Source organism: Rhizobium sp. PvP014, assembly GCF_017876855.1.
In the GTDB taxonomy this organism is placed as follows: domain Bacteria; phylum Pseudomonadota; class Alphaproteobacteria; order Rhizobiales; family Rhizobiaceae; genus Neorhizobium; species Neorhizobium soli.
The window spans coordinates 742,948-755,796 of sequence record NZ_JAGIOT010000002.1 but is presented as its reverse complement, the minus strand read 5'-3'; the positions used below and the strand labels follow the sequence as shown (position 1 = coordinate 755,796).

At 59.6% G+C, this 12,849-nt stretch carries 10 protein-coding genes; 2 read left to right on the top strand and 8 right to left on the bottom strand.

The annotated features are described in order from the left end of the window. Positions 1-46 precede the first annotated feature (46 nt). The 6 genes from scpB to J3A65_RS08265 form a co-directional block, all read right to left on the bottom strand. A complete protein-coding gene (gene scpB, locus J3A65_RS08290; RefSeq protein WP_209903389.1) occupies positions 47-742 on the bottom strand; it encodes an SMC-Scp complex subunit ScpB in 696 nt (231 codons plus the stop codon). A gap of 17 nt (positions 743-759) precedes the next feature. Next, complete coding sequence (locus J3A65_RS08285; RefSeq protein WP_209900689.1) at positions 760-1,608, bottom strand: ScpA family protein; 849 nt, start codon at positions 1,606-1,608, stop codon at positions 760-762. Positions 1,609-1,633: 25 nt separating this feature from the next. Further along, positions 1,634-2,650: a beta-N-acetylhexosaminidase gene (gene nagZ / locus J3A65_RS08280; RefSeq protein WP_209900687.1), complete on the bottom strand. Its 1,017-nt coding sequence runs from the start codon at positions 2,648-2,650 to the stop codon at positions 1,634-1,636. Between the two features lie 78 nt (positions 2,651-2,728). Further along, on the bottom strand, positions 2,729-5,473 hold the full coding sequence (locus J3A65_RS08275; RefSeq protein WP_245341495.1) for an SPOR domain-containing protein: 2,745 nt from the start codon (positions 5,471-5,473) through the stop codon (positions 2,729-2,731). A gap of 212 nt (positions 5,474-5,685) precedes the next feature. Then, a complete protein-coding gene (gene argS, locus J3A65_RS08270; protein ID WP_209900684.1) occupies positions 5,686-7,443 on the bottom strand; it encodes an arginine--tRNA ligase in 1,758 nt (585 codons plus the stop codon). A gap of 63 nt (positions 7,444-7,506) precedes the next feature. Then, the gene (locus tag J3A65_RS08265; protein WP_209900682.1) at positions 7,507-8,727 is read right to left on the bottom strand and encodes a deoxyguanosinetriphosphate triphosphohydrolase; all 1,221 of its coding nucleotides are present in this window, start codon (positions 8,725-8,727) and stop codon (positions 7,507-7,509) included. Between the two features lie 186 nt (positions 8,728-8,913). Between J3A65_RS08265 and erpA the strand changes: the two genes are divergently transcribed. Continuing rightward, positions 8,914-9,243 (top strand): iron-sulfur cluster insertion protein ErpA, encoded by a 330-nt coding sequence (erpA, locus tag J3A65_RS08260; RefSeq protein WP_062580337.1) that lies wholly within the window; start codon positions 8,914-8,916, stop codon positions 9,241-9,243. 95 nt (positions 9,244-9,338) lie between these two features. After that, on the top strand, positions 9,339-10,148 hold the full coding sequence (xth, locus tag J3A65_RS08255) for an exodeoxyribonuclease III (protein WP_209900680.1): 810 nt from the start codon (positions 9,339-9,341) through the stop codon (positions 10,146-10,148). A 57-nt stretch (positions 10,149-10,205) separates the two neighbouring features. Here xth and exoR read toward each other — a convergent pair whose 3' ends face one another. Both exoR and J3A65_RS08245 read right to left on the bottom strand, forming a co-directional pair. After that, positions 10,206-11,000, bottom strand: coding sequence for an exopolysaccharide production regulator ExoR (gene exoR / locus J3A65_RS08250; RefSeq protein WP_174196756.1), 795 nt, complete (start codon positions 10,998-11,000; stop codon positions 10,206-10,208). 475 nt (positions 11,001-11,475) lie between these two features. Then, positions 11,476-12,759 (bottom strand): OmpP1/FadL family transporter, encoded by a 1,284-nt coding sequence (locus tag J3A65_RS08245; RefSeq protein WP_209900678.1) that lies wholly within the window; start codon positions 12,757-12,759, stop codon positions 11,476-11,478. Positions 12,760-12,849 lie beyond the last annotated feature (90 nt).

Below are 12,849 nucleotides of genomic sequence, written 5' to 3'. Positions count from 1 at the left end.
TTCGGGAACACGGGAATAATAAGGGGAAAGCTGGCTGAAAGCCCTGCTAGCCATCACCGTCGCCGGTTGGAGGCAGCAAGCCAAGCTCCTCCAGATCAAGCTGGGTAATGGGGTCTTCCTCGTCCGAAAGCTCGTCCTCACCGCCCGGAACCGGCACCGAAAAGCCGGATGGAATGCGACCGGATAGAAGTCCCGCGCCCTTCAATTCTTCGAGACCAGGAAGATCGCGTAGCTCTTCCAACCCGAAATGATCGAGAAAATCTCCTGTCGTTCCGAGTGTCACCGGTCTGCCCGGCGACCGACGCCGACCGCGGAAACGGACCCAGCCGGCTTCCATCAGGACGTCAAGCGTACCTCTTGAGGTCTGGACGCCGCGAATATCCTCGATCTCGGCACGGGTCACAGGCTGGTGGTAGGCGATAATGGCAAGCACTTCGAGGGCGGCCCTCGACAGTTTCTTCACGTCGCTGTCGTCTTTGCGAATGACGAAGGAAAGGTCTGCTGCCGTGCGGAAAGCCCAGCGATCGGCCACCTTGACCAGGTTCACTCCGCGTGAGGCATAGATGCCCGCCAGTCTCTGCATCACGGCCTGGACATCTTCTCCCCGTGGAAGACGCTCAGCCAGAAACGCTTCCGAAACCGGCTCAGCCGATGCAAACACGAGGGCTTCGGCGATCCGCTCGATCTCCTCAGACGAGTAGGGCACCGGCACAATGGCATCCACTGCCGCGTCGTCGTCCATCGCGTCCTCGATCTGGCTCATTCGGCTGTCCCTGCCTTTAGAGGCAACGTCTCGGCCTTCGGCCGTCCTGGTCCCTTTCTGAGATAGATCGTCTGGAAAGCGCCATCCTGGCGGATCTCGAGCTGTCCTTCGCGCACCAGTTCCAACGAGGCGGCAAAGGCGCTGGCAGTCGCAGTGACGCGATCCTGCGGCGGCAGATACGGCAGAAGGTACTGCTGCAGGGCCGTCCAATCGCCGATCTCGCCCAGCATGCGGTTGAGAAGGTCCCTCGCCTCGACCAGCGACCAGACCTTGCGGCGTTCGATCGTGACATGGGTGATGGCGTTGCGCTGTCTAAGATTTGCGTAGGCCGACAACAGGTCGTAGAGCGATGCGTCATAGGCCGACGGCCTGTGCTGCGGGATATGCTCCGGTGCCCCACGTGCAAAAATATCGCGACCGAGTCGGTTACGGTTGACGAGCTGGGCGGCTGCATCGCGGATTGCTTCCAGCCGTTTCAACCGGAAGGCAAGCGTTGCCGCCAGTTCCTCGCCGGTCGGGCCGTCGTCGATCTTGATCTGCTTGGGGATCAGCAACCGCGACTTCAGATAGGCGAGCCAAGCTGCCATCACGAGATAGTCGGCTGCCAGTTCGATCCGAACGCGCCGCGCGCTGTCGACGAATGTGAGATACTGCTCGGCGAGTGCCAGGACAGAGATCCGCGACAGATCCACTTTCTGGCTGCGCGCAAGATGCAGCAGAAGATCGAGCGGTCCCTCGAAGCCCGCGACGTCGATCACCAGGGAAGGATCATCGATCGCCCGCTCGGTCACGTCCTGCCACATCTTGTCCAACGGAATGGCATTTTCAGCTTTTGTCATCGCCATTCCGATCCGTCTTCACTGTCGGCGGTCAGGCGACCCCAATCAGTCCGTGGAATTCGTCGCGAAGCGTGTCTTCCGGTGCATCGTCAGCAACCGGGAAACCCTGCTCCACCGCTTTGGCACGTCGAAGCGCCTCGCCGCCAAGCGGGATCGCCTCGTTCACAACCGCCTTCATTTCGTCCATCAGGCCGTTGCAATGCAAGACGATATCACAACCGCCCCCAACGATTCTCGCCGCGCGCTCGCCGATCGTGCCCTTTAGGGCGTTCATCGAGCTGTCGTCGGACATCAGCAGGCCATCGAAGCCGATATGACCGCGAATGACATCCTCGATGACTTTCCGAGAAATCGTCGCCGGCTCTTCCGTGTCGATCGCGGTGAAGACGATATGCGCGCTCATCGCCATCAACTCGTTCTTGAGCGCCACGAAGGGCAGGAAGTCATGCGCTTCGAGTTCCGCCCGCGATGCCGATACGACCGGCAGTTCATGATGCGAATCGGCCAAGCCGCGGCCGTGGCCCGGGATGTGCTTCATCACAGGAAGCATGCCGCCAGCCTTGAGGCCATCGGCCGCAGCCTGCCCCATCTCGGACACCGTCTTCGGATCGAAGCCATAGGCCCGGTCGCCGATGACGTTGCTGGCGCCTTCCACCGGTACGTCCAGGACCGGCAGGCAGTCGACGTTGATGCCGAGCTTCATGAGATCGAAGGCGTGCAGCCGCGACATCAGCCATGCGGCGCGCAAGCCCATTTCACGGTCATTCTTGTAGAGAGCCCCCAAGGCGGCGGCTGACGGATAACGCTCGATCATCGGCGGACGGATACGCTGAACGCGGCCACCCTCCTGGTCGATCAGGACAGGCGCATCCGGGCGGCCGACGGTGTCGCGCATGGCTGCAACCAGATCAGTGATCTGGGCCGGCTCGACACAGTTGCGGGCAAAGAGAATGAAACCCCAGGGACGCTCATCCCGGTAGAGCAGGATTTCGTCCTGGGTAAGCTGCGGGCCGCTGGAGCCCAGGATCATCGCTTTCGATTCGGTCATGTTCGATCCTAGAATGCTGGAAGCAGAATAGAAAACGGGGCGCCGTGCGCCCCGTTCGATGGTTTCTCGTCAAAGATCTTAGCGAGCGACGAGGCAGGTACCGCCGACACCGCGATACTTTTCGCAGAGTGCTACGGCTTCCGTCTTGCTGCCGGCCGGGATGCGAACGCGGTAGAAGGTGCCCTTGCCGGCGATTTCAGCAGCCTTGATATCGACCCCACGCCCGCCGATCACGTTGCCGAACTTCGACGACAGGTTCTGGTAAGACCTCTGAGCGTCAGCTTGGGACGGCAGCGATGCGATCTGAATGACGTAGCCGCCCTCGCCGACCGACGCGACCTGTGCATTGACAGCGGCAGGAGTTGCCGAAACCGGCTGAACCTGTGCTGCGGGAGCGCGAACGTTGCCCTGATCGCTGACGGATGCGACGACATTGACCGGCTGCTGCGAAGGACGAACCTTCGGGACCGGCGCCTTCGCGACAGCAGCAGGTGCCGAAGTGTCCAGTGGCGCCATAGTGGCTGCCGTCATCGGCGCAGACGCCGGGATGATTTCGGCAACCGTGCTGGCAGCAGGTGCAGATGCGGCGATCGCAGCGGCCGGAGTGACTGGCTGGGCCAGTTCCGGAGACTTCACCGAAGCCGCCGGCATCTTGCCTGTATGGGCCGCAGCGAGCGCCGGAGCCGGCACTTCCTGTTCGACGAGCTTCCCATCCGGACGCACGATCATCGTCTTTACCCGACGCGGCGTAACGGTGAGAGGATCCTGTCCGCCCGTCGAAGCAACCTGCTGGCCCTGATCGGGTAGCAGACGTGCATCCTGGGTCTCGCCGGTATCGGTCGGATCGATATCGTTTTCGCCTTCGAGCGGAAGGCTTTCCGGCATCAGCGTCTTTTGGACGACATCGACCGGCTGCTCTTCGCTGGAGATCAGCGCTTCCTGCTTCGGCGTTTCGGATGCAGCGCCGGCAACGCGGTCGTAAACAGCCTTGTCCTGATTCGGAACGGTCTTGCCACCCGGATTTTCCGGGACAACCTTTACCGGATCGGTATCGGCTGCGATGACGACCGGCTCGCCGCCCATCATCCGCGAAGGTCCGCTACCCAGCATCGTGTAGGCACCTGCGCCAGCAACGACCAGGACGCCCACAACGGCGATGGGAAGAAGCCACGTCCGGGACGCTGACCGGGGCGAACGCTGGTCGAGGTCGTTTTCGTATCCGTTGAGATCGCTGTCATGGTCGTCGGCCGGAAGCGGCGCGACAAGGCTGCGACGGAAGTCTTCTTCCAGGGCCCGCTCGAAATCGTCGAGGTCGGGGTAAGCGCTGCCCGATGTCTGCCGAGGCTGCTCTGGGAAATTGCCGGCAGCGACGGAAGCCGGGGCAGCCGCCTCCTGATGCCGCGGTGCCGGAGCAGTCTGCGACGTCGGGTTTACCAAGAGCGCCGCGAGTTCTGCATCGATATCGATATCGTACTCGGACGCGTAGGCAGGCTCTTCTTCCGGCTGCTCGACCGGCAGGTCCGGCACGTTGAGATCGGCGATCGCCTCGACATGCTCTTCCGATTCGGAAATCATCGCCGCATCGAACGGCATTTCCGCTTCGACGACGGCGACTTCTTCTTCCGGCTCAGGCGCTGCTGCAACGATGGGTGCTGCTGCAGCCGCGGGCGTCGAGACGGCGGCAGCGATTGCCGCGGCAGGTGCCACCGGCTGAACGGAGTTTTCCGCCACCACGATGTCGGCTAGATCGAGTTCGAGATCGTCAAGCGCCAGTTCGAAGTCTTCGTCGGCGAAAGGATCGAAGTCATCTGCCAGGTCGGCGACGGGTGCCGCCTGCTGAACAGTCGGCGTTGGAACCGGCGTCGGGATCACGGGCGCCGCCACAGCGGCAACGATCGGAGCGACGGCGATTGGCTGCGGCTTGGAGACCGGAGCCTGCGGCAGTTCGAGTTTCGGCTCGGCGCGAACAGTCGCAGGAGCTTCCTGGCTGACCGGGAAACGGGCAACGTCATAAACCAGCTCGTCAAGCGGCGAAAATTTCTGCGCCTCCAAAGTGGGCTGGACGACCTCTTTCACAGCGACCGGTTCAGCAGCGCGAGGCTGTTCAACCGGGGACGCAACGGCCTTGGGCTGGACAACCGGCGGCTTTTCGACGGGGCGTTCCAGCGGCGTGACACCGGCATTCAGACCGAAATTCGCAAGCGGCATGCGGAAGCCCGGCGTGTAACCGGTGCTCTTGCGGGGTTCCGCCCGAACAGGCTCCGGCGCCGAAACCATGGAAGCTGCGACGACTGGCTCGGCTGCAACGGCGAACGAGCTCTCCAGCTCAGCGGCCAGATCGAAAGCGTCAACCGACGGTTCCTGCCTGGACTGAGTCGCAGGCTGATAGTCATCGGCGCCCTCTACCTCCGTACGGAGTGTCGGAAGGCCATGGAAATTTGACGGGTCGAAATTCGGCTCGGCCGGTGCACGGTGAGCATCGACGGCAGGGGAAACAGCTTCCGCCTCCGCAGGTGCTGCACCAAACGGATCGACGGAGAATTCCGGAGCATCGAAAGGGTTGAGATCTTCCTGCGTCTGCGACACCACCGACTGGACCGGCTGTTCGAAAACCGGCTCGCGTTCGATGGGAGGCTCATAGGCAATAGAAGGCGCAGCCTGATAGCCGTGATCGACCGGCAAAGGCACCTCCACGCGGGAAGGCTTGGCGTCGAGCGGGATATCGTTGACCGGATCGATCCGCGGAGTATCGTATTGCTCGAATTCCCGCAGCAACTCGTCTTCGAGATTGAAGGCCGGCTCGCGGCGGGCAGATGCCGCCATTGGCGCAGAACCCACGGAAGGGGCAGCCGGATTAGCGACTGTCCGTTCCTCGTAGCCTACGATGCGAGCGAGCTCTGCCAGAGGATCGCCGTCAGCAAAAAATTCCGGGGCGTCATTCCGGCTACGCGCTAGGTTGTTGTCCGCCATTCGCTCGTCCACTCACCACCATTACAACTCATCTGCCAGTGCAATGTGGGGAAATGAGGGCGTTTCTACCGCATTTCCTCAGGTGCCGCTGTACCTGTGATTGCAAGTCCCGACTTCAGGACACAGGCGACTGCGTGCACCAGTCCAAGCCTGGCAATGCTCAATTGTCGGTTTTTATCGTTAACAAACCGTAATTCCGGTTGGTCCTTGCCCTTATTCCAGTGAGCATGGAAGAAACTGGCAAGATCATAGAGGTAAAATGCGAGCCTGTGCGGCTCCTGGGCCAGAGCTGCAGCTTCGACGATTCGCGGATATTCCGCAAGCTTCGCGACCAGCTGAAGCTCGCTCTTGTCGGTGATTTCGCCAATGTTTTCAACGAAATCCAGCGTCTCGGTATCCAGACCCGGAAACGCCTCCCTTGCCTGGCGGAAGATCGACATGCAGCGGGCGTGGGCATACTGGACATAAAAGACAGGGTTGTCTTTCGACTGCTCGGTCACCTTGGCAAAATCGAAATCGAGCGGCTCCGAGCTCTTCCGGTAGAGCATCATGAAGCGAACTGAGTCGCGACCGACCTCGTCCACGACGTCACGCAGGGTCACGAAGTCGCCGGAGCGCTTCGACATCTTGACCGGTTCGCCGTTGCGGTAAAGCTTGACGAGCTGGCAGAGAAGAACAGTGAGCTTTGACTTGCCTTCGGAGACGGCGCGCGCCACGGCCTCGAGCCGCTTGACGTAGCCACCGTGGTCGGCACCGAGCACGTAGATCATCTCGTCGTAGCCGCGGTCGAACTTGTCCTTGAAATAGGCAACGTCGGCGGCGAAATAGGTGTAGCTGCCGTCCGACTTGATCAGCGGGCGATCGATATCGTCGCCGACTTCGGTCGAGCGGAACAGCGTCTGGTCGCGGTCTTCCCAGTCTTCGGGAAGCTGACCCTTCGGCGGCGGCAGCTTGCCTTTGTAGACATGGCCCTTGAACGTCAGGTCGTTGATCGCTGCACGGATGCGCTGCGCGCCGTCCGCATGCAGCGTGCGCTCGGAATAGAACACGTCGTGATGCACGTTGAGGGCTTCGAGATCTTCGCGGATCATGGCCATCATCGCGTCGATGGCCTTCTCCTTGACGATCGGCATCCACTCATCTTCGGGCATGGCATGCAGCCGGGGACCGTATTCAGCGGCCAGAGCCTGCCCGACCGGGACGAGGTAATCGCCCGGATAGAGGCCAGCCGGAATCTCGCCGACTGCTTCGCCCAACGCCTCGCGGTACCGGATGAAGACCGAGCGGGCCAAAACGTCGATCTGGCTGCCAGCGTCGTTGATGTAGTATTCCTTGGTGACGTCATAGCCGGCAAAGGCCATCAGATTGGCGAGCGCATCGCCCACGACAGCGCCGCGGCAATGACCGACATGCATCGGCCCCGTCGGATTGGCCGAGACATACTCGACGTTTGCCTTGCGACCGGCACCGACATCCGAGCGGCCGTAGTCCGTCCCTTGCGCAATCATCTTGGCGAGCATCTGCTGCCAGTATCCGGTGGAAAGCCTGATATTGATGAAGCCGGGACCGGCAACGGAGACTTCCGAAATATCCGCGTCGCCACGCAACGCTTCGGCGATGATCTCGGCGAGCGCGCGCGGGTTGGTGCCGAGAGGCTTGGCAAGCACCATCGCTGCATTGGTCGCGACGTCGCCATGGCTCTGATCGCGCGGAGGCTCGACCGTGAGGCGTCCGAAATCAACCGCACTTCGATTTTCTCGAATGATTTCGAGAGTTTCTAGCGCGTTCTTAATTCTATTGTCGAATTCGGCAAAAAGATTCATATGTTTACATCCGCTCAAAGTGTTTTGGGCGGGCCCCTCGAAGCCATTGGTGTCGGGCAGGCCCTAGCGCAAATCAGGAGTCTGGTCAAACAACTCGGCATGGACGCGGGTTGCGTAGGTGTCGGTCATACCGGCAAGATAATCTGCAACGTGGCGCGCACGGGCCGCCTCCGGGACGCCGTTCATCTGCTTGACCCAGTAGTGGCCTTTCATCAGCGCCGGGTCGTCCATGTAGCGATGGAACAGGTCGACGACGATCTGCGAGGCGCCGGCCCGGATGCGCATGATTTCGGGGTGCCGGTAGATCCGGGAGAACAGCACTCGTTTGATCTGCTTGTCCGTTTCCGCCATCTCGTTGGAGAAGGTCGAGATCACCCTTCCCGCCATGCGCACATCTTGTGCGCTCTCGGGTGCAAGCTCTCTAAGGTTCTTCTGGGAGACCGCGATAACGTCCTCGACCATGTGGGTGATCTGGCGGCGCGTCACTTCGTAGGCAAAGCGGGTCGGGTCCAGATTGGGGTATTTCGTCCTCACTTCCTGCATCAGTCCGGCGAGGAACGGCACCTCCTCCAGCATATCGAAAGTGAGCAGGCCAGAGCGAAGCCCATCGTCGATATCGTGGGTGTTGTAGGCAATGTCGTCGGAAATCGCCGCGACCTGCGCCTCCAGGCTGGCATAGCTCGAAAGCTCGAGATCGTGCAGGAGGCAGTAGTCGCGGATCGGCTGCGGCAAAGGACCGTGGGAACCCTCGCTGCCGTCGGCCATCATCAAAGGGCCATTGTGCTTGACGAGACCCTCAAGCGTTTCCCATGTCAGGTTGAGACCGTCGAACTCCGCGTATCGCCGCTCAAGCTTGGTGACGATCCGCAGCGACTGGGCATTGTGGTCGAACCCGCCATATGGCTTCATCAGCTCATCGAGCGCATCCTCACCCGTATGTCCGAAAGGGGTGTGGCCAAAATCGTGAACGAGCGCGACGCCTTCTGCCAGATCTTCATCCAGCTTCAGGGCACGGGCCAGCGCGCGGGCCACCTGCGCCACTTCGATCGTATGGGTCAGCCGCGTTCGGTAATGGTCGCCGTCAGGACTGATAAACACCTGTGTTTTGTGCTTGAGCCTGCGAAACGCCGTCGTATGGACGATACGGTCACGATCGCGCTGAAACTCCGAGCGCGTCAGGCTGCTCGCTTCGGGAAACAGGCGGCCCCGCGAGGCCCAGGGATTGGATGCATATAACGCTCGCTCACCCCCACCGAAACCAAGTACCCCCGTATCGATCGCCATAACCGTCCTTAATGCCTCAAGCGTGCCTGCGTGTTGTCGTGTATGGGTACGCCCCATTGACGCGCCGTTCAGGTCTTCATACCTATAGTGTTGCCGTGTGCAACGGCAGTGACATCCATCTTCGAGTTATCAGGGTGCCTTTACCCAAGACTCACCGGGCCTTTACCCCGGCAGGAGACCATTGAAATGACGATGAACGTAACTCTCTCCGATGCTGCAGCCAAGCGGATCGCCCAAATCGTTGCGGCAGAATCCGAAAAGCAGTCTCTGCGTGTTTCTGTTGAAGGCGGCGGCTGCTCCGGTTTCTCCTACAAGTTCGACCTCGCGGGCGCGCCGGAAGCAGATGACGTGGTGATCGCCAACGGCGATGCCAAGGTGCTGATCGACAGCCTGTCCATCGTCTACATGGAAGGTTCAGAGATCGACTTCGTCGATAATTTGCTTGGCCAGTCATTCCAGATCAAGAATCCGAACGCGGTCGCAAGCTGCGGCTGCGGTACCAGCTTCTCCATCTAAGATCTTCCGGTCGTCCTGATCAGATTGCCACTCGACCCTTCCCATCAGCTTGTCTTTCGCTAAAAGGATAGGCTGAAGACGGAAGGACGACAGCAATGAAGATTGCCACCTGGAACATCAACGGCGTCAAGGCGCGGATCGATAATCTGCGTCAATGGCTTGCCGACTCGTCGCCTGACATCGCCTGCCTCCAGGAGATCAAATCCGTCGACGAAGGCTTTCCGCGGCTTGAGATCGAATCGCTTGGCTATCATGTCGAGACACACGGCCAGAAGGGCTTCAACGGGGTGGCGATCCTGTCGAAGATAAAACCCGACGAAGTGATGCGCGGTCTACCCGGTGCCGTCGGTCCCGACGGACAAATTGACGAGCAATCGCGCTACATCGAATGCGTCTTTTCCGTTCAGGGCGGCGTGATCCGCGTTGCGTCGATCTACCTGCCCAACGGCAACCCGTCCGATGACCCGGTCAAGTACCCGTACAAGCTTGCCTGGATGGAACGGCTGCGGCTGCATGCCCAGCAATGCTTGGCACTCGAAGAGCCACTGATACTCGCCGGCGACTACAACGTCATTCCCGAGCCGCATGATTGTTTCGATCCGGCCGCATGGGCGACAGATGCGCTCTTCCTGCCGAAAACGAGGGCGGCATTCCGTGCGCTCGAAAATCTTGGCCTGACGGACGCCGTTCGCGCAACCACGGATGCCACCAAGCTCTATACGTTCTGGGATTATCAGGCGGGCGCCTGGCAGAAGAACAACGGCATCCGCATCGATCATCTGATGCTGTCGCCGGAAGCTGCCGACCGGTTGAAGGCGACGGTCATCGAGAAGCATGTGCGCGGCTGGGAAAAGCCGTCCGACCATGTTCCGGTTGTCGGGATTTTCGACTTCGCGCCGGTTTGACCGGGGCTCGTCTTCCCTGATAGCTCGGAATTGAAGGAAGCGGCTGATGCCGCTTCTTTAGTCCATGCCCTTGGCAAACTCGTGGGATAGAGCGATCGCCCCGCGCCGGTCTTCCTCGCTTGCCATGGAAAACGCCTGCTCCTGCAGGGGCTCCATCCACATACAGTCCTTCGTGCTACACTTGTCGAGTGCAGCCGTCAGGAATGCCAGGCCACGCACCGTCTGCCCCTCCTCGAACAGGATATCGCCGAAGACGGCCATGGCGCCTGGATGGCCGCTCTTGCGGGCTTGGTTCAGCCACTTCTTCGCCTGCTGGATATTGGGCGATCCGCCCTCGCCTGCAAGAATCATCTTGGCAAGCTGGAACTGCGCTTCTGCTACCCCGAAGGTCGAAGCAACCTGGAAATAGATCTGCCGCGCCTGGGCAAGATCGGGCTTCACCGGTGTATCGGGGATGCCGCGGCGATAGTAGCTCGCGAGCGACAGGAGTGCGTTGACGAAGAAGCCGGTGTCTTCGGAGCCGGGTTCAACGCCCTGGGTGGCAATCTCGTTATAGATCTTGAACGCTTCGAGATCGTTCTTCGTGACGCCGTCGCCAAAGGCATACATGTTGGCCAGTGCCCAGCGGGAGCCGGTATGGCCCTTCTCGGCAGCATAGCGATAGGCTTCGACCGCGTCTTCCTTCTGACCGTTCTTGTAGGCCTTGAAGCCGAACTTGAAGAGATCGAAGGGACCGGATTCCTTGGTGACGCCGGATTGGATGTCGAACGCCGCTGCCGAACCCACCATTGCAGAGGTGAGCGACACGCCAAGAAGCAATACTTTCATGGACACAATGCCAAACTTCGACATGGTTCAGTTTCTTCCCATACACCCGGGAGTCATAAAGCTTGCCATCTCCGCCCGATTGCTCGGCAAAACCTGCGAACCGGTAATGAGGTAGAGGCCAGCTATCGCTGCCGTTCTAGGTTGGAAACTGTACATCCCGTTTTCGGCAAGAGTAGGACCTGCCTGCAAAACGCGCCGAAGTTGTGCACGGCGATCCGATCCGCCTGCAACAACGCGGCCAAAGCCCCGTATCTTATTGAAAAACCCGCCCATGGTACTCCAATTCACACGCGCCGCCCCCGCGGTCCGCGTCCGTTATTCCTTTACCGCTGCTCCCTGTTTGTGGCGGGAAATGGACAAAACCGCCCTTGTTCGCCAACCCCTTCATCGTGACAAAAGAGTGTTGCCAAATCGTCACAAATTTAGTGACCTCGGAGCCCGGCAGCCACAAACGAAAAAGCCCGGCGCGAGCCGGGCCTTTACCAATTCATAACAGATTTCAGAACTTTACCTTCAGCGACGTAGAAAGTGCTGCAACCAGGTCGCTATCGTATTCATAGCTAGCTTCGTCGCCGGCTTCCTTGCCGTCAATAGTCATTTCACTAGAATCGCCGCCAGTAAGAATGCCAAGTACGCCGCCAAGGCGGATTTCAACATTTGTCGTCGGCGAGTAAGCAACGCCGGCGTTAAACAGCCACGTATCGCTGAGGCTGCCATATTCCTGCGAGGTACCGCGGTCCCAAGTGACGCTTACGGCACCACTCCACTGTTCATTGAATTTATGGCCAACACCACCAGTCAACGTCCAGCCATCACGATAACCTAAATCAAGCGACGTAACCTCTAAACCAGCACTGTTATAGAAGGGGATACGCTGTAACTGGCTCCAATCAGTCCACTTAACCGAACCAAATGCAAGCCAGTCAGGCGCGATACCGGATTGTAGCTTGAGCTCAAGGGCGTCCGGCATCGCCGTTGAGCCATGGACTGGAATTACGGTGCCAGCGCCGGGAATGAGAGGACCGCCATCGGGCCCGGGGATTGCGCCCAGCAAAGCCGGAATGTTAGTCAAATCAACGGATCCTGTGATGTCGTCAAGTTTGACTTGGCTGTAGTACATAAGGCTGGCACGGAAAGCATATTCCGGAATTTCATACGCCAACCCGGCTCTCCAACCCCATCCATCACCCTCCAAATCAAGACGGCCGACACCGCTCCCGGAAAGTCCAAAGACGTCCAACGGCGCAGTGTCGAACAGCCCTGGTGCAATGACTAGCCGTTCCTTGAAGCCATCCATCTTGAGATAGCTGCCGCCACCAATAATACGTAGCTGACCTGGACCGGCGTCAAACCGGTAGGAACAGGTGAGAGCGTAATTATCGCTGTTTATTTTGGTTTCGATATTTTGCTGCGCACCAGCCCAATTCTCGCCTGGGTTAGTGTGCGCGCCGTACGGCTGAGAATAGTCGAACATGCAGTCGGCGTTCTCATAGCCTGCCTTTATCCCGATACGCGGCGACCAAAAGTTTTCCGTCTCATCCGCAGACGAGGAATAGCCGAACGCATTGAGTGGACCGTCGGTTGGCTCGCTATCAACAACGTTCTTCAATTTACGACCCGGCATTACAAACGTAGCTGTGGATTCGGCTGCAATTCGGGATTGGTCGAAAAGCAGATCTATATTGTAACCGCCCCGTTCGATCCCGCCCGCTAACGCCGGCGAATAAACGCTCCATCCAGCCATCAGAACAAAGGCGCCCTTGGCGATGTAATTGCTTTGCATCTCGTCTCCCACTCCCAGGCAAGTCATTGAGACAATTCTAAATACTCTGCCCAAAATAACAACTTTCGGCTGTCCCCGATCTTGCGCTGC